General features: G+C 44.2%; 16 protein-coding genes. 7 read left to right on the forward strand and 9 right to left on the reverse strand.

The window, feature by feature from the left end; translation table 11 throughout:
• Positions 1-195: 195 nt before the first annotated feature.
• Positions 196-2,067 (reverse strand): sulfatase-like hydrolase/transferase, encoded by a 1,872-nt coding sequence (locus ECHVI_RS18525; protein WP_157501527.1) that lies wholly within the window; start codon positions 2,065-2,067, stop codon positions 196-198.
• A gap of 1 nt (position 2,068) precedes the next feature.
• A complete protein-coding gene (locus ECHVI_RS18530) occupies positions 2,069-3,880 on the reverse strand; it encodes a DUF5060 domain-containing protein (protein WP_015267564.1) in 1,812 nt (603 codons plus the stop codon).
• Between the two features lie 1,058 nt (positions 3,881-4,938).
• Here ECHVI_RS18530 and ECHVI_RS18535 point away from each other — a divergent pair.
• Complete coding sequence (locus ECHVI_RS18535; protein WP_015267565.1) at positions 4,939-5,334, forward strand: response regulator; 396 nt, start codon at positions 4,939-4,941, stop codon at positions 5,332-5,334.
• A gap of 6 nt (positions 5,335-5,340) precedes the next feature.
• Here ECHVI_RS18535 and ECHVI_RS18540 read toward each other — a convergent pair whose 3' ends face one another.
• From ECHVI_RS18540 to ECHVI_RS18550, 3 genes are all read right to left on the reverse strand, one after another.
• Positions 5,341-6,984, reverse strand: a complete 1,644-nt coding sequence (locus ECHVI_RS18540; RefSeq protein ID WP_015267566.1) for a purple acid phosphatase family protein — start codon at positions 6,982-6,984, stop codon at positions 5,341-5,343.
• 252 nt (positions 6,985-7,236) lie between these two features.
• Positions 7,237-7,728 (reverse strand): VOC family protein, encoded by a 492-nt coding sequence (locus ECHVI_RS18545; RefSeq protein WP_015267567.1) that lies wholly within the window; start codon positions 7,726-7,728, stop codon positions 7,237-7,239.
• Between the two features lie 43 nt (positions 7,729-7,771).
• Positions 7,772-8,191 (reverse strand): SRPBCC family protein, encoded by a 420-nt coding sequence (locus ECHVI_RS18550; RefSeq protein ID WP_015267568.1) that lies wholly within the window; start codon positions 8,189-8,191, stop codon positions 7,772-7,774.
• 450 nt (positions 8,192-8,641) lie between these two features.
• On the opposite strand from ECHVI_RS18550, the gene ECHVI_RS18555 reads away from it, so the two are divergent.
• Complete coding sequence (locus ECHVI_RS18555) at positions 8,642-9,721, forward strand: phosphatidylinositol-specific phospholipase C1-like protein (RefSeq protein WP_015267569.1); 1,080 nt, start codon at positions 8,642-8,644, stop codon at positions 9,719-9,721.
• Between the two features lie 62 nt (positions 9,722-9,783).
• On the opposite strand, the gene ECHVI_RS18560 is transcribed toward ECHVI_RS18555, so the two are convergent.
• Positions 9,784-11,340 carry a sulfatase family protein gene (locus ECHVI_RS18560; protein ID WP_015267570.1) on the reverse strand — a complete coding sequence of 519 codons (1,557 nt, stop codon included), beginning with the start codon at positions 11,338-11,340 and terminating at the stop codon, positions 9,784-9,786.
• A gap of 304 nt (positions 11,341-11,644) precedes the next feature.
• On the opposite strand from ECHVI_RS18560, the gene ECHVI_RS18565 reads away from it, so the two are divergent.
• Both ECHVI_RS18565 and ECHVI_RS18570 read left to right on the forward strand, forming a co-directional pair.
• Positions 11,645-13,048, forward strand: a complete 1,404-nt coding sequence (locus ECHVI_RS18565) for a fibrobacter succinogenes major paralogous domain-containing protein (protein ID WP_015267571.1) — start codon at positions 11,645-11,647, stop codon at positions 13,046-13,048.
• 394 nt (positions 13,049-13,442) lie between these two features.
• On the forward strand, positions 13,443-14,249 hold the full coding sequence (locus ECHVI_RS18570; protein ID WP_015267572.1) for a 3'-5' exonuclease: 807 nt from the start codon (positions 13,443-13,445) through the stop codon (positions 14,247-14,249).
• A gap of 261 nt (positions 14,250-14,510) precedes the next feature.
• On the opposite strand, the gene ECHVI_RS18575 is transcribed toward ECHVI_RS18570, so the two are convergent.
• Positions 14,511-15,245, reverse strand: coding sequence for an EcsC family protein (locus ECHVI_RS18575; protein ID WP_015267573.1), 735 nt, complete (start codon positions 15,243-15,245; stop codon positions 14,511-14,513).
• Positions 15,246-15,282: 37 nt separating this feature from the next.
• On the reverse strand, positions 15,283-15,795 hold the full coding sequence (locus ECHVI_RS18580; protein WP_015267574.1) for a metallophosphoesterase family protein: 513 nt from the start codon (positions 15,793-15,795) through the stop codon (positions 15,283-15,285).
• Positions 15,796-16,759: 964 nt separating this feature from the next.
• Here ECHVI_RS18580 and ECHVI_RS18585 point away from each other — a divergent pair.
• The 3 genes from ECHVI_RS18585 to ECHVI_RS18595 all read left to right on the forward strand — a co-directional run bounded on the left by ECHVI_RS18585 (position 16,760) and on the right by ECHVI_RS18595 (position 20,509).
• Positions 16,760-17,626, forward strand: a complete 867-nt coding sequence (locus tag ECHVI_RS18585) for a DUF808 domain-containing protein (RefSeq protein ID WP_015267575.1) — start codon at positions 16,760-16,762, stop codon at positions 17,624-17,626.
• A 342-nt stretch (positions 17,627-17,968) separates the two neighbouring features.
• A complete protein-coding gene (locus ECHVI_RS18590; RefSeq protein ID WP_015267576.1) occupies positions 17,969-19,330 on the forward strand; it encodes an NAD-dependent succinate-semialdehyde dehydrogenase in 1,362 nt (453 codons plus the stop codon).
• 198 nt (positions 19,331-19,528) lie between these two features.
• On the forward strand, positions 19,529-20,509 hold the full coding sequence (locus ECHVI_RS18595) for a pyruvate dehydrogenase complex E1 component subunit beta (protein WP_015267577.1): 981 nt from the start codon (positions 19,529-19,531) through the stop codon (positions 20,507-20,509).
• A gap of 893 nt (positions 20,510-21,402) precedes the next feature.
• On the opposite strand, the gene ECHVI_RS18600 is transcribed toward ECHVI_RS18595, so the two are convergent.
• Positions 21,403-22,638 carry an acyloxyacyl hydrolase gene (locus ECHVI_RS18600; RefSeq protein WP_015267579.1) on the reverse strand — a complete coding sequence of 412 codons (1,236 nt, stop codon included), beginning with the start codon at positions 22,636-22,638 and terminating at the stop codon, positions 21,403-21,405.
• Between the last annotated feature and the right edge of the window lie 83 nt (positions 22,639-22,721).

The following is a 22,721-nucleotide window of genomic DNA, read 5'->3' on the forward strand; positions in this document are numbered from 1 at the left end:
TGCCTGAGTTCAATAAGTTATCCTCACAGTGACCCCACCAGGCGTCAAGTAAGGCCTGTTTGGAGATATGGGGAGATAGAAAGCAGCAGTCTTTTATGAATGTACTCGGCTATTTCCCCTAGTACACACATGAAATTTTCACCTTGGCTTTACTTCAAGGAATCCAAAACAGGATCGTTTAGGATTTCCTAACTTTCATTTCCCCTTCAAATACTCCAGCCTTCTGATCACATTGCTGTCTTCTGCCACAGTCGGAACCAGTTTGGCTACTTCTATAGAGGTACTAAACCCGAAAGGGCCATCTGCCATCTGAACCAAAATATTCAATATCAACAACGCTTCATGTGGATCCTCTGTCGAATACAGGGCCTTCTCAATATCCCTCATGGGGTTTGATACCCCACAGATTCCCAGGAATTGGCTTGCCCGAACCCTGTTTATCCTGATGGGATCATTCTTGGATATCTCGTTAACCGCATCCTCCAGCGTTTTGGCCTCCTTTCCAAAGCTGGACAAGGCACATAAAGCCCAATACCTCACCCACGGATCATCGTCTTGCAATTTACGGTGCAGTGCTTTCTCCACCTCATGAAAATCCTTTATAGCAAGATTGATGGTAGCATAATAATTTTTGATATCCTTCTTATGATCTTGTCCAAAGGCCACGGGATCATCAAAGGCCTCCTCTATCAGGTAATACTCCGGGTAAAAAGAAAGGTCCGGCATGGACAACAACCAATCCCCCAGCTCTTTCCTCATGGCCAGTAATTGCTCCTCATATGCTGGATCCTCTGCCAAATTGTTGATCTCATAGGGATCTTTTTCTATATCAAACAGCATTTCTACTGGCTTTGCTTCAAAAAACCGTCGCTGATGCTGATTGAGCTTGCCAGACCTGTACAGGTCAAGCCATTCTTGGTAAGCCATCTGCTTGTACCGATAATCGTTCCAGAGACCGTCAAAATTAAATGGATGAAAATTCCTAATGTACTTGTACTTCCCCTTTCTTACCGACCTGACAAAATCATATTTCTCATCAAAACGGTCTGCATAACCATAAGTTACATCATTAGGGAACTTATTATTTTTACGTAAAAATGGCTCCCCGTCCATATGCCTGGGCACTTTTACCCCTGCCAGATGAAGTACCGTCGGGCCAAAATCCACAAAACTCACGAATTCCTGCACCCGTGCCCCTGCTTTATAGGAAACCCTTTCTTTGTATTTTTCGGGTACATGGATGACCAATGGCACATGCAGTCCCGTTTCATATAAATACCCTTTACTTCCTGGCATAACACCGCCATGGTCACCAAAGTAAAACACAAAAGTGTTTTCCAGAAGCCCATCTTCTTTCAATTGGTCGATCAGCTCCCCTACTTGCCTATCCATTTCTGCTATCCTGTCCAGATAATACGCTCTGGTATATTCAAACAATGCCGTTTGAGGATGGTTTGGCTGCAAATTCCCGCTTGGAGGCAAAGTAGATACAGGGATTTTCTCCATCTTTTCCGGCCCAAAGTGGAGCTGACCTTCATGGGTAACGGAAAAGTTATGGACATAAAAGAATGGCTGGCCTTCCTTCCTGTTTGTATAACTTGCCTTATTGGAAGATTCATCCCACACCTTACTTCCTTTGTCCAGATTGTAATCTTCTTTGGCATTATTGGCGGTATAATACCCTGCTTCACGCAAATAAAACGGAAACATCTCTAGATCATCCGGCATAGGCACCGTCTTCATTTTCCGGTGATATTGTGCACCAATGCGCGGTGCATAGGACCCTGTGATCAAGGTGGACCGTGCCACACTACATACTGGCCCATTAGAAAAAGCATGGTCAAACACCAGTCCTGTCTCCGAAAGCTGTTCGATATGGGGAGTTTCCACGCCATCCGAATCGTACAATTTCATATAATGCTTGGAGTTATCCTCCGAAGTGATCCAAACAATATTGGGACGCTCCTGTGCAATGGAGCCGTGGGAGATCAGGAAAACCATTATCAACTGGAATAATACCATCCACCTATCCATAATTGTACGCTGAAACATGATTGGTCTTTTCATTTTAATTTTCTGGTCGCTGAAGCCAAATTGCCCAGTCCTTATCGGCACTCATTGGCGCATCGCCCAATTTTACATTTTGTCCTGCTGAGACTGTAAGCGTTTTGCCTTCTTGCAATGCTCCACCACTACGAGGATCGTACCATTTCACATCAAACCGTCCATCGAGACTGCCAAGGTCTATCTCTGCAGCCTGAGCATCTTTCAAGTACACCACCACTTGGTCTTTTTCATCACTCAACACGTATCCTTCTCCTTTTACCAGCCACTCATCTCTGTTTTCCATCTTCCAATAAGGGATGTTTTGACCAGTGAAGAAATCAAGACAAATCCTTCCCTGATCCCAAAACTTGTCCCTGGACCTAAAGTCCTGACAAGTTAGGTCCGAATGGGCATGTTTATAGCCAAAGTACCACTCTGTACCCCATGCTCCCGCCATCATCGCACCCCAAAGTCCATTTTGACGGGCGTCATCATGTAAGGGGTCCTCTTCGTCGGGAAGCAACGAGTGTTGCGCATCTCCTGGCTCATCGCAAGCTACAGCCCACTGCTTTCCTGCTTCCTTGCTATCCTTAAGGATCTTGAGCACGTTTTTATGTACATTGGCAAAATCCTTCCTATTGGTCTGTAAAGAGGCTCCGGTGAGCGGGGTATCTCCATAAAGCGGATCAAACCATTTACCGTTATGGATCACAATATGGTGGTCATAGGGGTCTACGGTCCGAACATAATCAGCCAACATCAGCCAATCCCTAGGTTCTAATGGAAAAGTCCGTGGGGTCTTCACCCAGTCTCCTTGTTCTTCACAAAGGTTCCAGTTTACCGCCAAATGGTGACCAAAACGTGCAATTAATTCCCGGTAATACAATTTGGTAAACATGCCTATCCCTCCATTGTCCAACAGTCCTTGGTTTTCGACTTCCAAGGTCTTGAAATGCAAAAACATGCCCAACTTGTCTGCATGCTCAAAGACCATCTCCCACTGATCGAGTTTGGACACATCGTACCTGTCCCAAGTATCATGATCCACAAAAGGAAATACATTCTGGTCATCACCGGATACGTTCATCGTCAGAAATGAAAAAGCATTGGCACCTTTCCCGTGAAGGTAATTGATCGCGCCTATCAGTCCCTTCCCTTTTCCTTGCCTCCATGTAGGATCTCCACTTTTCCAATCTCCCACATGGGCCTGGTAGGTCTTTACCAAATCATCCTTATGGCCATCTTCGGCAAAATCCCCATCAAAGTCCGCAAATGCCAACAGGTTTTCCGGCGCATCTGAACCGAATTTCAAGAAATACTCTCCGGTTTCCTTAAATTGGAGGTAACGTTCTCCAACGTAATCAAGCCGTCCCTTACTTCTAAAATCCCTTCCTTCCTTATCGCTGGGAGCTATTACAAATTCCCCTTGTAAGCCATTGATCGAAGGAACGGGACTGAGTTTGGAAGTATCCCTGAGTGCGGCCCATTTTCCTTCAAAGAAAAGGACCTTATATTTCCATTCCCCTGTTTCATCCGGAGCAAAATGTACCCGCCAGACATTGCCTTCGGTGGCACCGGATTCTCCTGCCTGTCCATCAGCGGCAAAATACCCCGGAACTAAATACCGCTTTCCAGAGGCATTATGGCGAAACTCCACATCAAATTTATATTGGAGAAAGGGATTCTCTTCATCCATCTCACCCGCTTGGGGACCTTCTACATCAAGGGTGACTTTATGCCATTTCTGCAGCTCTCCATGAAGACGCTGTGCTTGTACAGCATGAGCTGCTAACAGTAGAAGAAAACCTACCAAGGTATTTTTATAGTGTATCATAATGTCAAATTGGGTTATATTGTGGGTATGTGAATTTTATGATCAAGGCTGGGGCATCTTTCAATTTTAGTTGTTTTCAGTTTCTTATACAACATTTTTAAGTGGTTGCAAGCTCGGTCAAAAATATTAGTAAGAAACTACATGAGTAATTTATTTCATTGCCTTTGAATGGTGAACGGAATCCTCGGTGATATGGAAGATATCGACAGCTCGCTTCCTTCTTTCCAGATTTACCAAAAAGTAAGTATATTCTTCAAAGTTACGGCAATCACTATCCTGATTAGCACTTGCCAAAAGTACTTGTGTTTTAAGTAAAAACTCACCTTAAACAGGAACGAAAACTTTTAATGAGGATGTGGATAGGAAAAGGGTGTGGCAATTCCCAAATACTAAGATTGCCACAGCTCCCCCCAAATCCCCTCAAGCCTCGCAGTGAAGGCTTCATAATCGAACTGAGTTGTCAGCTAAAAGACTTCCTTAGAAATATAATAAACAACAAGCAATGTATAATTATAATTGTGTTATTCAACTAAAATTACGTAATTCAATCCATTCTTTTTATGGGAGCATATATTGGTTGATTTCCTGCACTTTTCACATATGTGTTTGTGTGGAAATCAGAAAAATAAGCCATCAACAAATTCAGTAAGGGTTTTTAATTACAGCTAAACTACCAAAATTATTAACTGGATGGTATATTTAAGAAAAATTCAATAAATAACATAAAACCAATATGTTATAAAAGAAAAAGCTCTTTTTGAGCAATTATTTCACATCAAAAAGGTCACCAAACGAATATTATTAGCTTAAAATTGTATATTTGCCCTAATTTTATAACATTTGTGAATGTTTTATACCTATATTTAGTATTTATCACCAACAAGGTAAACCTTAATAAATAATTAGCATTAGCTAGTAATTTTACTTGGAATATTTTAGATTATACATCAAGAAAGTGTAATCCAAACAACAGCGCCATATAGTCCGTCAGCCCTAAACGAGAAGAAAAAAAGAAACGATTAAGAATTAATTACTTACTGAAATTAATCAATTTTTAGATGACAAGTATTAAGAGCCTTTGTATTATAGATGATGATCCTATATATACTTTTGGAGTAAAAAAAATCATTGAAATGGGAAATTTCGATGTGAATGCCATGTTTTATCAAAATGGTCAAGAGGCTTATGAAGGCTTAGCATCGAAAATAGACAATGGAGACCCCCTACCGGACATGATCCTTCTGGACATCAATATGCCCATTTGGAATGGATGGAAATTTCTAGACGAATTCCTTAAAATCGAACCTGCCACCAACATCATCATCTACATCATATCCAGCAGTATAGACCCTAATGACACTAAGAAAGCGAAAGAGTACAGTGTCATTAAAAATTTTATCGTAAAACCCATTTCCATTGAAAAGGTCAAGGAATTATTGGAGGAAAACACCTGATTTGCTTTACTCACCGGGTTCATGTTGAGGCGATCGCTTTTCGATGAGCACCTCAAATGAACAAATTGATGACCAATCACTCCAGTTGAGGTTTTGGTCGCGGTACCGTACCCTCCAATAATAGGTTGTCCTAGGTTTCAGCAACTTAAAAACTTCCTCATCACGAAGGTCATCATCCTTTTGTTGGTTCTCATTGAAGTACCAGTTTTCATGTTGCTTCCAGCTATCCATTAGTGGCTTAGAAAAATCTTTATCCGTGCTAATTTGCCAGTTGGATGCGGCATGTATCGCACTTTTCCGATCACTGCTAAAATCACTGGCTTTCAGCACTAATCCCTTTGGAGACACCTGCTCATTTTTGGGATATATTCCTTGTGGTGGTTGAGGTTTTTGTTCATACTTCCATACGGTAATGGAATCAGTCAACTCGTTGTTTCGAGCGTGGTATTGGTTACCACGGCTGATCCGCTTGACGGTAAAATTGGGATTGGAGGGATTGGCGTCCACCTCCACCATGACGAAACCATATTCATCTTGGGTCACCGTAAACTCATCATAGTCACGCCCTTCAAATTCGCCCCAATTATCTATCGCGCCTCCGGCACTGGCCACATTCACCCACAAGTGCTTATGATCCTTGGATTGACCTCGGGAATAGCCGTGTGTATGGCCAAAAAAGTGGACGCTCGGTTTTCCTGTTTTTTCCGTAAAGGCTTCCAGCTTATGGACTACCTCCCCAGAAAAATCCGATTCTCCCGGGATCCATAGTTCGGACTTGTGCGGATGATGCATCTGAGCAAAGACAAAATCAATCTCATCTATCCCAGCTGTTTCGGCAAGCACCTTATCCAGCCAAGCCAATTGGTATTTGCTTCCCCCTATGCCATCCTCCACATTGGAATTCAATCCCAATACTCGGATATTTCCATAATCCTTATACCACCAGTTTTCGGCGTACTCGGGACTTCCGTTTTTGGGAAGGCTAAAGTATTTGAAATAAAAGACAGATTGATTTTCATGGTTGCCCAGAACGGGGTAAACAGGCACTTGTGAAAACAAGTCTTTCGCTGGATCGAAAAAATGATCTTTCCACTGGTGATATGTGGCTCCATTTTGGACCAAATCTCCAGGGATAAGCACCAACCCTAAATTTTCAGGAACATTACCCTCAAATTGATCATCCAGATAGGCCAAAATCCCATCGTTCACCACTTCCCTAAATTTTTCTGGAGCATTACCATCAATCTGCATATCACTCATGGCGATCATGTTAAAGGACCGATGATCACTGGCAAATGGAGGGGTTTTAAACTGAAACACGTCAGACACGGCATCCCCTGTCCTGACTCGGTAATAGTAGGTCGTGAACTTCTTTAGGCCCTCTACCCTCACTTCATGCACCCTGGCTTCAGTAAAGTTGACATCGAGTGATTCCCCCTGGGAGGTATTACCCAAATCAACAGTTTCTCCCCATTCCACAGTACTTTCATCCCCAAAATCCGTCTGCCACATCACGACCGCACTATGGGGCGTTACATCCTGTAGATAAGGTTGGATATCAATCTGCTGTGCAAGAGACGGCATGGAAATGATAATGCTTAGCAAGGCTAAGGCAGCCTTCATTACGTAAGGAAAGTGGTACTTCATCATATGGGGATTATCGCTTTTCACAAATTTACCAATCAACTATTGCCCTATCGTCAACAATTAATTATCATAAAGTAAACTTATTCCTTATCATTCAGGCCATCGCAAGTACCATTCATTTGGCTGAACTTGCATGATGGCCCTGCAATAACTCTAATCCTTAATGGCTAAACTTTGCCTTTTTGGCCTTTGCCGAAGCTGCTTTCCCCAAGGGAATTTACCTGTGGCTCACAGAAAAGATCGCACAAACCCTGGCTAGGCTTCAAAAGCCGCTTTCAAGTCCGCTATTTCTAGTTTTTTCATCTTCATCACCGCTTCCATCATTTGTTTTGCGCCCTTTATGTTCTCAGAAGACAGCATATCCCCCAGTTCTTTCGGGACAATCTGCCAGGAAAGGCCAAACTTATCCTTCAGCCAGCCACATTGTGATTCCTGACCACCGTTGGCAATAAACTGCTCCCAATAATGATCAATCTCAGCTTGGTCATCACACTGCACAAAAAGGGAAATGGACTCGTTAAAGGTGAAGTTTGGCCCGGCATCAAAGGCATGGACTCGAAGGCCATTGATGACAAAATCACCAATCTGTACCGTCCCTGCCGGCATGGGCCCTCCTTCCGGCCATTTGGTAAGTTTGTGGATTGCTGAATGGGGGAATAAATCTGTATAAAAGTGAATCGCTTCTTCCGCTTCCTTATCGAACCAAAGAAACGGTACGATGTTTTGAGATGTCTTAATCGTGCTCATGGTGGGTTATGGTTTTGGGTAGATAAATGAAGCAAACCAGCTTTTACTTCTGCTGTTTTTCTTCAACGTATTTTTTAAAATTGTCAAGAATGGCCTGCCATCCGCCTTTTTGCATTTCAATAGGATTGGTCTGCTCCGGGTCAAAGGTCTCTTTGATAACGGTCCTGTCACCTTCCGGGGTAAAAACCACTTCCACTTCTCTCCCATCGTCCAAGGCATAGGAAAGCAATTTTCCTTCTTGTACCGCCTGATAGGTTCCCGAAAAGTCGAAGCCCATGGTACCATCTTTTGACTCCATCCTCGAGGTAAAAGCTCCTCCTTCGCGAAGGTCATTGGAAGCATGCGGGGTATGCCAATCATCGGAGGCATTGTTCCATCGCATGATATGTTCTGGCCCTGTCCAATAGGCCCAAGCCTTATCGACAGGTGCATTTACGGTGGTACTTACAGTGATCTTTTTCATGGTATTGTAATTTTTGGTTGTCGTAATTTTTTCAACTTCTCTCTTACCACTACAAATATCATACATAAATCCCCTCCCCAAAAGGTATAAACGCGGCGAACAAAAGGGGCAATCCCGTCAGTTCTCTTCCTAACACCATTTATGCGTAATAAAAACACCTGTTCTTTCTTTTCGGCGATGTTGAAAACAACGGATGTGACCACAAACAACATCCACATGTGGCCGATAAGCACCGACTACGCCCTGATCTCTCTGAGGATACGGCATTGGCCACGCTATTTGCTGCAGCCTGCACATGTTTATCCTTATTCTTGTGCCACTTAAAATCTGGCACAGCATGTGTTCATATTTTTAAACCAAAAAAGTTAATAATTCCTTTACTGTAAATTGTCCATCATCGTGTTAGAAACATGCATTTTCGCTTCTATTTTAAAATTCAATCAATAGATCATGAAGAATGTCAATTTATTTATCGCAGGAGTTATCTTGGCTATTGCGGCCGCTTGTGCCCCCTCTCAAAAGCAAGAAGAAGAAACCAAACAACTAAACGACATCCAAGTAATCGGCAGTCACAACAGTTATAAAATTGGCATCGAACCAAAAGTGATGGCCATTATTGCCAATATGGATTCCAGTGCTGCCATTTCCTTGGAATATGATCACATCCCATTAAACGAGCAGTTGGAGCTAGGGCTGCGCAATTTGGAATTGGATGTATTCCATGATCCGGTTGGTGGCAGATACAGCCAACCAAAAGCCTTGGCCAGCCTGGACTCGGCCGGTATGGCCCATTTACCATTTGATGAAGCCGGTAAACTGGACCAAGCAGGACTTAAGCTATTCCATGTGCAAGACATTGATTTCAGAAGTCATCACTTATTGTTCAAAGACGCCTTGAATGAACTTTCCAATTGGAGTTATGCCCACCCAGACCACCATCCCATCATCATCCTGATCAATGCAAAAGATGACAGTTTACCCCAGATGACACCACCCCTGCCCTTCACTGCGGCGGCGCTGGATAGTATCGACAAAGAAATACGTTCCGTCTTCGCACCCGAAAAATTGATTACGCCTGATTTGGTACGTGGGGACCACGCTTCATTGGAAGAGGCCGTATTGAAGGAGGGATGGCCTGCACTGGAAACGGTCAGAGGCCGATTTTTATTTGTGCTGGACGAAAAACAAGAAAAGAACAACCGCTACCTCTCTGTCCATCCCAACTTAGAAGATGCAGTATTATTTATTAACGTAAAGGAAGGGCATCCTGCTGCCGGATTCCGTATCATCAATGATCCTGTACAGCACCACGATTATATTCAAGACTTGGTTTCCAAAGGCTATATGATCCGAACCCGTGCAGATGCAGGCACCAAGGAAGCCCGAAACCATGATTATACGCGGTTTGAAAAGGCCAAGAGCAGTGGAGCCCAAGTGATTTCCACCGATTACTACATCCCCAGCGAATTATTTGAATCCGATTTTAAAGTTGCATTTGACGGCAACACCTACGAACGATCAAGACCTTGATTTTCGTCATCTAATAAATCCAATAAGCGGAAACTTGACCATCATCATTTCCGCTTATTGGATCACTTTAGCTCCAGCTGTTCGATTTCACCTTGATCGACACCTCGTATTTTTTCATAATTGGCCACCATTTCTTGAAGTTTTTCAGGATTGGATTGTGCCAGATTCTGCTGTTGACCAATATCCTCTTTCAGATTATAAAGCTGATATACATCCGCATTTCCCAGTTCGATATTAACGGCTTTAGCTATTGCTGGGCCCTTATAGGGTGGAATCATAATCCAGTCTCCTTGCCGCAGCGCCGTCCGACCAGAGGCTTCCAAAATCAATTCATCCCGTCCCTGAGGCGCTTCTCCCAAGAATGTAGCCAGTAAATCCTCACTGTCCGGTCCTTTTTGGTCACTTCCCACCAAGTCCGCCAGGGAAGACATGAGGTCCAGCTGACAAACCAAGGCATTGGAAACACTTGGTTGTATTTTTCCTTTCCAATACACGGCAAACGGCACCCGCGTCCCGGCTTCAAAAAGACTATATTTGCCTCCTCTTAGCGGTCCTGAAGGAGTATGGTCACCGAGTTTTTCCACAGCATCATCAACATAGCCATCGTTTAAAACGGGGCCATTGTCACTGGAAAACACAATCAACGTATTTTCCAAAATCCCCTCTTCCTCCAAGGTCTTCAAAAATGCTCCAATACACCAATCTGCCTCTGCGATCACGTCTCCACGAGGCCCCATTCCGGTAGCCCCGACAAATCTCGGATTAGGCGTTCGTGGCACATGGGGCTGCTGCAAAGCATAATATAAAAAGAAAGGTTTGTCCTTATGCCCCTTTACGAATGTCCTGGCCTTCTCCAGAAAATGGTCTGCCATATCCACATCACTCCACTTGGCCGAAGCGCCCCCTTTCATAAAACCTATGCGCGGCACGCCGTTCACAATGCTGTTATTGTGACCGTGATGCCAGTCCATCGTGAGCATTTCGGGATTATCTTTCCCCGTAGGTTCTCCCTCAAAATTGTGCTGATAATCCACTGCAATAGGATCATTCGGATCCAAGTTTACCACATGACCGTTTTCGATATACACCGTCGGTACCCGATCTTGGGTAGCAGCCAAAATATGACTGTAATCAAAACCTACCTCATTGGGGCTTGGGCTGATCTTTTCATTCCAGTTTACATTTCCACTCCCAAGGCCAAGGTGCCATTTCCCAACAATCCCGGTATAATACCCCTGTTGTTGCAACATTTTGGGCAAGGTCATTTGGGCAGTGTCTATCAGCAATGGAGCTGTTCCCGGAAGGATTTTGGCATTTTTGTTTCTCCAAGGATACGTTCCGGTAAGAAGTGCATAGCGGCTGGGAGTACATGTGGCCGAGGAGGCATACCCGTTTGTAAAACGGATCCCTTCATTGGCAAGTCGGTCCATGTGGGGAGTACTAATCTCCGTGGCACCATAAGCACTCATGTCTCCATATCCCAGGTCATCCATGTAAATCACCACAATATTTGGATGAGCTGCCACGGTTTCTTCCTCTTGCTTTGACTGGGTATTGGACTTACAGCCAATTAATAGAAGCAAAAGCCCCGCAAAACAGTAGTGCTCAATATGCACCATAAATTTAACTTTATTCATATCAACAAATAGATCGTTTGATGTAAAATCACGGTATGATGACTATTATAAATAACGAATCAAAACCATACCGTAAGATATCAAAAGTTAACTCCAAATCACATTAAATGTTCATTTTTTATCGACCTAGGCAGCTTCTAAAAAACAAACATTGGCAAATACAGGCATACACAAGTTTATCATGATCATATACTATATTTTTAGGGTAGTCCACACCTATTATTTTTTAGATATATTTTTTTGTATTTTAAATCAAATTTTTAGCATAATAAAACATTTTTGAATCATGACACGCACACCATACATCGCAGGTATATGTTTGTTGCTTTTATTGGCCACTTCCTGCATGGAAGACTCTACTGAAAAAATGCAGCAGGGAATTGTACAGTTTACCGGTGTAGCCATCAGTAATTTTGGCACCACAGCTCCAAATAGCCGAAGCCTATTGGATTCCGACTGGCAGCACATTTTCCCCCATACCGCTACTCTTATGGTCACCAATGAGGCTACTCATGAGGAATACACCTTACAATATAACCCCAATGATTTCTCGGAGGGGTATGCAATTGAACTTCCCTATGGTACATATTCATTTTTCTCACAAGTTGAGGGTGCGGGATTGGAAGGTTTTCTTCCTTTCACCATCGAAGGCAACTTTGAGCTATCCAGCCAAGCTATGGACATTTCCATGGAGGCAAAAACCTCTTATGGCCTGATAACGGTAAAGAATGAATTTGTCAGTGAGGCCAACTTGGGAGGGACACCGATGGAACTCACTGAGGACGATGCTTTTTACTACCTGTATACCCTTGAAGATCAAGAAGTCGTCCTTACCATTCAGGAAAATTTCAATCAAAACCAACTCACCAAAACCTTTACGCCCGAAGCCTATAAACACTACCACTTTTACCTGAAGCTACAGGAGGCTGACGGGCAGGTTAACTTCATTGAAATGGCCATTGAGCCTTTTGAATACCATGAAGACTATTTTGAGATTGACAAAAATGCCTCTACCGTTACAGATGCAGCTGGCAACACCTATCCTGTTGTGAAAATCGGAAACCAATATTGGATGGCAGAGAATTTAAAAAGTAATACTTTCTGTAATGGAGATGACCTCCTTGTCCCGGAAGATAATTATATCGATGAATACCTTAACAACAACGTCCCGCTGGTCCTACTCAACTCCAACTATCAAACCTCCAATCGCGGAGGCTACTATACGGGGGACGTCATCTTGGATGAACGAAATATCTGCCCATGTGGTTGGCATATATCCACAGATGAAGACTGGAAAGAAATGGAAACGTACTTAGGAATGCCGGCCGATGCATTAGATAACTTCAGGACATACTTCAACTCGGATTACAGAGGCAGCGAGCAAGGGGTTGGCAGTAAGATCAAGGCCACTGACTGGTCGAATACCTTTGAGGACAATGATGATGCCACCAACGAAACCGGCTTTTCTGCTTACAATTACAATTACTACTGTTGTAACGAAGAGCCTCCAGGATCTTCAAGGGGTTCTTTCGTTTACATTGATGACAGCGACTATGCCCTTTGGTGGTCACCACAAGCAAACGGTGGAGAGGCCATGATGGGGAGAATGGTAGAAGCCGGTGATGCAGGAATTGCCCGACAGCGCTTTTACAGGGATTTGCTCTATAACATCAGATGTGTGAAAGATTGACCCAATCCCGAAACCAAACACCTATCACCTAACATCCTTCCATCAGAACTGATTGTGGTATCAGGTCTGATGTTTTTATGTTCCCCCCGCTTTCAATGCTCATCTATGTGGATCAAGCGGAAAAGTTTGGGACTGCCAGTTTTACTTCATGGCACATCCACGGATAAATAAAAATGCCACAACGTCCCAAAGGCACCAAGTGCATGTTGGCCTAGGCGGGGCATCATTGTTCTGATAACTAAATTCATCACCTCACAGAAATCTTGCTGGATCCATCTTTTTACTATAATAGTCAGGCAGGATAAAAGCTAATCACTATCTTTGGAAGGTAAATGAAATTTTAACAGGACGCTTGCTTTTCAAGACGTCCGATTTCCTGTTAACCCTTCTAAAGATGAATTTAAATTTAAAATCCCCCATTGCATTTTTTGATCTTGAGGCTACCGGCATCAATATATCCACCGATAGAATCGTAGAAGTCTCCATCGTAAAGGTACATCCAGGAGGGGAAGAGGAAACAAAAACCATGAAAATCAACCCGACAATCCCTATCCCAAAGGAAGTCTCCTTGATCCATGGCATTTATGACAAAGACATCAAGGACGCCCCTACTTTCAAAGATGTGGCCAAGGAGCTTCACCAGTTTCTGGAAGGAGCGGATCTGGCAGGGTTTAACGTCCTGAAGTTTGATATACCACTGTTGGTGGAAGAATTTTTACGGGCAGGGATTGACTTTGACATCGAAAAGCGAAACTTGCTGGATGCCCAAAAGATTTTCCACATGATGGAAAAACGAAACCTTACCGCAGCCTACAAATTTTACTGTGGCAAAACCCTTGAAAATGCCCATAGTGCAGAAGCAGACACCATTGCCACCTATGAAGTTTTCAAAGCCCAAATCGAACGCTACCAAGATGAAGAGGCCTTTGACCTCCAGGGAAACAAAGTCGGCGTGATCGAAAATGACATGAAGAAGGTTCACCAGCTGATTAATGAAAAAATGGTGGACTTGGCCGGAAGGTTTATCTTCAATGACGAAGGAGTAGAATGCTTTAACTTCGGCAAACACAAGGGCAAGCCTGTCGAGCAGGTACTCAAAGAAGAGCCCAATTACTATGACTGGATGATGAAAGGTGACTTCCCGCTGGATACCAAACGTAAATTCACCCAAATCAAACTCCGAAACTTCAATAATCGGTAGGTGAGTAGTAGTGAGATGTGGGTATTGAGTAGTGAGACTTGAGACATTGACATCTTGTCTACCAGCATTTAACAAACTCAGAGTTGTTTACTCCATTAAGCTGTTCCTGATGGCTATGCTGAGCGTGGAAAAGAGTGAAATCAGGCACTCGGCGGAGTAGAGAATCTGCTATCGCATTTGGAGGCCGGGTTACCCGCCGGAGAACTTGGAGGGTAGCCAGCAGGCTTATCTGATTATAGCATCTTTCAATTCCCAACTGACTCACTCTAGCATTCCCTTTCGGGCAAAGTACCGCAGCCGGTAGCATTGGATGGCGGTTTTGCCGAGATGATCGGAAAGCTGCCAGTTTGCCACTGCCCCGACTCCTGCCCCGATAACCGGGATAAGCTGGGCTAGCTTCGCCAAGTCCATATAGTCGCGGTATTCGATCTGAAAGCTTCTCCAGTCAAACCCGTCCCCCTTTACCGGCAGGGTTTCCTTGTGGTTTTCCCAGTTTTCAATGATGGCAATCAATTCATTTCGCTTCTTTTGGCTGCAAAAGGCCAATTGAAACACGTGCAGGATATAAAGCCGCTCCCTGAAATCTTTCACATCATGCCCATACAGTGAAGCCAACTCAAACATCATTTTCATCTTGATGCTGAGAAAAGCCGGAAAATCCGCAAACCCCATCAAAATCCCTCCTGCTCCCGTAATGGCTCCTTCCACGGAGGCCGTACTCTTGTACCATTTGATTTTACTTTTTACTTTTTCCTCGCGCTTCTTAAAAATCACCTCATCGGGCAAGGTGGCATTGATAAAACTAGATCCAAAAAGCACCCCTTTGACCATCTTTTCGATGGCAAAGGTAATCGCTTGGTGCACCTTTTCCGGGATGATGTTATTGATTCGATGCTGCACACCCTTGGCCATCCTGTTTGCCAAAGATGGATTTTTCTTCATCTTCTGAAGCCAAGCATTCATTTCATAAAAGGCAATCTCTTCGTATAACAACATCCTTGTAGGTTAAAGGTTCTTTTCAATAGGCGGATTACTACTCCCCTCGCCCACTCCCTCGCTTACCTAATTCAACGACCCGGAGATTTTTTGGTTGGCCAGCCTCAAGGTCAAATTTCAGCAGGGTCTTCACTTGGTGAAATCCATGATTGCCAATAGCCCCTGGATTCATATACAGGCAGCCCAGTTCCTTGTCAAATTCCACTTTACAAATATGACTATGACCACAAATAAAAATGGTGGGCTTTATTTCTTTTAGGTGTTTCTTTACTCCCGTGGCGTATCTGGGCGGCTTGCCACCAATATGTACCATCATCACCCTGGCACCTTCAAGATCAAAAATCAATTCCTCAGGATACTTTTGCTGACAGGCCAAATCATCAATATTGCCATAGACCGCCCTTATTTTTTTTCCTTTGGGCAAGGCCTCCATGACTTTTTCATCGCCAATATCCCCTGCATGCCAGATTTCATCCACATCCTGCAGATGGGAAAGTGTCTTTTCATCAATATAACCGTGGGAATCTGAAATTAACGCTATTTTCACCATATTGTTGCTGCTCAAATATAAACTCAGACCAACTTGGATATGACCAAGCCAATAACAAAGAAATGGAATTTAACGACGCCACAAAAGATAAAGACGAATTCCCCCAGGGCAAACGCATTTAATATTATATTTCGTGTAGGGCAGCTATCATCCGTGCCGCTGGCACTTTACCCCAGTTTGTTCATTAGGAGTAGCAGCACAGGCAAATACTGAAAGAGCAAGAACATCAGTTGGTTTAGAGGGTGAATAAACCACCTAACTTATCTGACCAAGTGGGGAGAATGGTATGGATAAGTTTAAGAATTTTATGTGTATCTGTAACGCAACACTCAGTCTCATAGAAACGAAGTATTCACTTTGAGTCCATTGTTCGGACTTTGGAGCATTCGGTTTTGGGACAGTTGATGGGGTCGTTGAGAAAATGAGTTAGCTCGCGCAGTGGACAAGCGAGATCCACTCATTTTTAGCCCACGGCAACTGGCACAAAATCAAATTAAGGCAAACGAAATCGTACTCGTAAACCAAACCACTTAATTTGAAGGATGCTCCATGGCCTAGATCCACCACGGCGGACAAGTTTTTTGCCTACTTTTTCATCAATAGCCTGCCCCGAAAGCTTTCGGGGGGGGGAAAGTAGGAAAGCCTGATCAAAGCATAAACAGTAGTGCATTTGATTACATGTAATGCAGCGGATACATATAAATAATTTATGAGTTTTGTAGTCAGCAACTGAGCATGCTGTCAAATCAGGCTTTCTGCGGAGGATCATATAAAACAGTAGGGGTAGCGTCACCCGCACCCTAAATTGTAGCACATATGAAGCTAAATTCCATAGGAACGACAGACATATATTCCAACTGTGATACTTTTTTAAATGCGTTCGCCCTGCGAATTACCCATCTCCATTCTTTTCTATGAAGGATTTTACTATTTTTAAGCTTTTAACAACAACCTTACTTACACTATGGCTTCAGGCTTTTTTGCAATTCTAGATGATATCGCCACCCTGATGGATGATGTGGCTTCCATGACCAAAATAGCAACCCGTAAAACTGCCGGCATACTGGGCGATGATTTAGCGGTAAATGCTGAAAAAGCCTCGGGGTTTGCCTCCTCCAGGGAAATCCCTGTGCTCTGGGCCATTTCCAAAGGGTCTTTTGTCAATAAGCTCATTATTTTACCTATCGCCTTCCTCCTCAGTTCGTTTTTGCCTACCGCGATTACCATCATCTTACTCATTGGAGGAGTTTACCTGGCTTTTGAGGGAGCTGAAAAGGTTTACCATTTCTTTGTCCCTCACCACCATTCCAAAAAAGCAGCCATCAAGGAAACCCGCACCAAAGAGGAGATTTTGGAAGTCGAAAAAGAGCGCATTAAATCAGCCATCGTGACCGATTTCATCCTATCTGTGGAAATTGTCATTATCGCCCTCGGAGCGGTGGTGGGCGAACCACTGATCAATCAGATCATCATCGTCACCTTTATCGCTATCCTGGCCACTGTCGGGGTGTACGGCATCGTGGCCTTGATCGTGCGAATGGACGAAGCAGGATATAAACTTATGGCGAGAAGCGAAGAACAATCTGGCTTTACGTTTACCCTCGGTAAAGGGCTGGTCAATGCCCTTCCCATCGTCATCAAAGCCTTGGGAATCATCGGCACGTTGGCCTTGTTACTGGTGGCAGGAGGCATATTTTCCCATAACATCGACTACCTTTACCATTTCGCTCCTGGAATTCCCAGTATGGTCAAGGATTTTGTCATTGGACTGATCGTAGGGTTCATCGCATTGCTTATATTCAAAGCCATCCGAAAGGTGATGGGAAAATAACCCTTCAAGCATAACGTGAGCAATAAGGGGCCCCATACCCGGCAGGAATGCTTAGAACAGTTTATGAAGCAATCATGATGAAATCAACAGAACACCTCACCATGATCGTTTCTTGTTTAGGAACAGTTTATGCTTAAACAATTGTCATGGCTCTGGGATTGTTACATAAGTTAGAATGACGCTCTCCGCGATGGGAAAGCCTGTATCCATCATTTATGATAAATCAATTGATAGCCGAATGGATGGCCGAAAGGATTCCTTCCCTTTCCTAGTGGATCGAAATGATGACTTATGGATCACCGGCCATTTATATTGGAAAGCAAAACCTTAAAACGTAATCCTATGAAATCCATTAATCCATATACTGGAGAACTTTTAGAAGAATTTACTGACCACACAGAACAGCAAGTAGAGGCAGCCATCCAAAAAGGGCAAGAAGCTTACCTTTCGTGGCGAGAGCTCCCCATCTCCCAAAGGGCTGACCTGATGAAAAAGGCCGGGCAAGTGCTCCGCGACAATACCGACAAATATGGCAAAATCATTTCCTTGGAGATGGGCAAAGTCATCACTGAATCCAAGTCCGAAGTAGAAAAATGTGCCTGGGTATGTGAATACTACGCTGAGAACGCCGAGGAAATGCTCGCTGACGCCCCCATAGCACTGCCCGATGGAAAGGAGGCTAAAGTGGTCTATAACCCATTGGGCATAGTCTTGGCCGTGATGCCTTGGAACTTTCCTTTTTGGCAAGTTTTTCGCTTTGCCGCTCCCAACCTGACCGCAGGCAACGTAGGTCTCCTCAAACATGCCAGCAATGTTCCCCAATGCGCCCTGGCCATCGAAGAAGTATTTACCCAAGCGGGATTTCCGGAAGGCGTATTCCAAAGCCTCTTGATCGGATCGGACAAGGTCGCCAACATCATTGCCCATCCTGATGTAAAGGCCGCCACCCTTACCGGAAGTGAAAAAGCTGGACAAAAAATCGCGGCCCAAGCCGGTGAACAGATCAAAAAGACGGTGCTGGAGTTGGGCGGAAGTGATCCGTTTATCGTTTTGAAGGATGCAGATGTGAAAGAAGCCGCAAAAACCGCGGCCAAAGGCCGGATGATCAATTTTGGCCAAAGCTGCATTGCCGCCAAACGCTTTATCATTGAACAGGAGGTTTATGACGAATTTATCACCCACTTTAAATCGGCTATCGAATCCTATGTTCCGGGAGATCCCCTTGATGAAAAAGCAGGTTATGCCTGCATGGCGCGTCCTGACCTTGCCATGGAGCTGTACGAGCAAGTGGAAGCATCAATCCAAAAAGGCGCTGAAGTAATCCTAGAAGGAACAAAACCAGAAAAAGGCAAAGCTTTTATTAAGCCCTACATTCTCGGCAAACTCACCCCGGACATGCCTGCATACCGTGAAGAGCTCTTCGGACCGGTTGCTTCTGTATTCAAGGCCAATGACGTGGACGAGGCCATTGCCATCGCCAATGATTCGGCATTTGGGCTAGGGGCTTCCCTCTGGACGCAAGACCCCCAAAAAGCCGACATACTGAGCAGAAAGATCGAAAGTGGCGCCGTATTCATCAACTCCATGGTCGCTTCCAATCCCTACTTGCCCTTCGGGGGAATCAAGAAATCCGGATACGGAAGGGAATTGGCCGAAAACGGCATTAAAGAATTCATGAATATTAAGACCGTTTATTTAGGGTAAGTCCCAATATTTCATCAGACAGGTTAACTGAGCAACAGCTTAGATAGCAAAACCACCTACTTTTATGAAAGTACGTCCCTCAAGACACCAAATCCTAAAAACCTCAAACCTTGGTAACATTCCTAGGTTAATTCTGCATTCGACTTGGTAATTGATGGATTACTTTCTATTTTTACGAGCGAAAATTTTGGCTAAAAAATGAGAGAAATACAATTTAGAGAAGCATTAAGAGAGGCCATGTCCGAAGAAATGAGACGCGATAAAAACGTGTTTCTCATGGGTGAGGAAGTGGCCGAATACAATGGAGCCTACAAAGTAACCCAAGGCATGTTGGATGAATTTGGACCAGATAGGGTCATCGACACCCCGATCTCAGAAGGTGGTTTTGCCGGACTGGGCGTAGGTGCGGGCATGAACGGTCTTCGTCCGATCATCGAATTCATGACCTTTAACTTTTCCTTGGTGGCCATTGACCAGATCGTCAATTCAGCAGCGAAAATGTACGCCATGTCTGGTGGTGCATATAATGTACCGATCGTATTCAGGGGTCCCACTGGCAACGCCGGACAATTGGGTGCCACTCACTCTTCTAACTTCGAAAATTGGTTTGCCAACACACCAGGACTAAAAGTAGTCGTTCCTAGCAACCCATATGACGCAAAAGGTCTGCTTAAAGCAGCCATCCGTGACGATGATCCTGTCATTTTCATGGAATCTGAATTGATGTATTCTGATAAAGGTGAGGTTCCAGAAGGAGAATACTTATTACCTATCGGTGTAGCAGACATCAAGCGCAAAGGAGCAGATGTGACCATTGTTTCTTTTGGTAAAATCATGAAAGTGGCGTTGGAAGCGGCTGAAGAACTTGCCAAAGACGGTATCGAAGCCGAGGTAATCGACTTAAGAACGGTTCGTCCTATTGACTACGCCACCGTTTACGAATCTGTAAAGAAAACCAATCGATGTGTAGTGGTAGAAGAAGCCAACCCAATTTCTTCTTTGGCCACTGACTTGGCTTTCAACATCCAGAAAAACATGTTTGACTATTTGGATGCGCCTGTCCTAAGGGTGAATTCCATGGATATTCCATTGAGCTACGCGCCTACTTATATTGAAGCGACGCTTCCAAATGTAAAGAGGACAATCGAAGCGGTAAAGCAAGTGACTTACGTGAAGTAATCCTTCATTAAACGATACGCTAAAGGCTATTTCAAATCATTTGAAATAGCCTTTTTCTTTTTCAGCATGTACACTCTTGTGCACTGGAGAAATTTAGGGATCAAGCCGAAAAGTTGGGGGCATTTTACTCCAGAATGAAAATTGGCAGTTCCCCCAGGGCAAACACTTTTAAACTGTTAGTAAAGAGATGTCAGCCTGAATTAAAGAACTTCAAGGGGCTGCTAAAAGTGATTTCCCTGATGGTTTTCAAGTGTGGCAAATGCATTTAGTACTAATTTCGTGTAACGGAGCTATCATCCGTGCCGCTGGCACTCCTTCGGGAAGTTGAGGAGCGCTTGAGTTCCTGCGGATGAATCCGGTTACAAAATTTATCGTGCCGCTGGCACTTTGCCCCGATTTGTACATTGCAAACCGCAGTAGCTTATCTTGCCGAATGGCGGAATAGGCGGAAAGAATGATTTGTTGATTTGGATCGTACAAGCCGACGCAGCTATCTGCTCATGTATAATGGTTGGCTTGGTTGAGGTTAAACGCTGAATATGCGCTAGCAACTGAGCATCCTGCCTTATCTGCCTTTGCCGGAGGGGCATATAGAAGGTGCAGGTGACAACCTGCACCAAAAATGATTACACACAAAAGGGTAAGTTCCGTAGGAACGGCAGATATAAATGCAAATAGGAACATTTTTTTTAAAGGCGTTTGCCCTGTGGAGGAAAACCATCGCTTTAACGGTATGAAATTTTCTTTTATAAAGAGTGGTGTAGTACAAGGCATGAAGTATGGTACAGACGTCCACTTGGAACCTAATTGGCTACAGCTAAACTGAAGTCCCATAGGAACGGACCATCCTAAAACGGGATTAAACGACCTTCGCTTTAATGGCAAGGGAAAATTCACCGGTTCAGCTTGGGTCGCTTGTTTCCAAAGGTATACCCCATCCCAAGCATCAGGAAATTGGCCTCGCTAAAATCCTTTAGGTTATATCCAATGTGGACAAAGGCATTTCTCCCCAAGCGGGTCTTTAAGGAAAACACCTGATAGGTCCCTTTAAAATCCCCACCTTTGTGCAGGACATTCGTACCAAGTCCTACTCCCACCGTAAACACCGGCATGACAAACTCCGCACGGGCAGACATTCCCAAGGCCAGTTGATATTTTAGGTCAGGGGTAACAAATGGCTGTTCCGTTCCGATGATATAATCTTCAGCGTACACATTGGCACTGCCATCGTATAACGGATCCACTGAAATTCCCGTTCGAAATTTATAACTGACATTATAGAATGCACCGATATTTGCACCGATTACCGGGTAAGTATGAGGAGAGGGAATCTTTTCATCCAGATACGTTACGCCCTTCCTTCTCCATGAGCCAAACAGGACTACATCATAACTGATATGGCGGGGAAAGTTATGCGCGGAATAAAACCGTCTTCGGTCCATCCTTTCCGTATCCTCAAACCGATATACAGCCCCTACCTTTCCTCCGAGCATGTTTATTCCAGCATTGGGAAAGGCCGTATTGCCATTAGAAAAATGGGTGAGATCAGCACCTGCGGTGACGTCAAGGTGACTACTGAGCTTCCATTTCAGCAGCAAACTGGTATTGATAAATGCGTTGTAGCGGGAGCCGACAATTTTATTGTTTGGGTTGCTTTCTGGGTCGTAAGGTTGCCAACCGCCCGAAAGCCCGAAATTCCATTCAAAATTAAAAGTAATGGTGCGTGAAAGATTGGCTATCCGTGCCCCTTGATAAAGATACAGTGCCACGGGATTCCCAAGTTCCTCCTGATTGCCAAAGTAAAACGGAGCCAGCCCAATGCCCCAATACGTATCTCCATACACCCGATAGCGGCTGGTACCCTCTGGCAAATAAAAGCCATAACGCAGGTGTGCTGAAAATGCACTTTTGGTCAAACGATAAGCCGTATCATCACTCCTGTAAAATGGCTTGGAGGGAAAAACATGCGCATACCTCATTTCCACCCCGAAACCATGTACATAGTTTTTTGCCGTAACGGCGGAAGGAGCTTCGGTAGCCTGCGTTTGCTGTGCCATGATGGGGAAATTCACCCCCATGAAAACCAAGGCTAGTGCTCCCCAAAAATAACGTGTGATATTCTTCCCCATCCTCAAAAAAGCAGTTTCGCAATTTCTTTCTATACAGGCTAATATACAGCTTTTAGGCTAATCTGGTTTTATGTCACCACGAA

Source organism: Echinicola vietnamensis DSM 17526, from assembly GCF_000325705.1.
GTDB classification, from domain to species: Bacteria; Bacteroidota; Bacteroidia; order Cytophagales; family Cyclobacteriaceae; genus Echinicola; species Echinicola vietnamensis.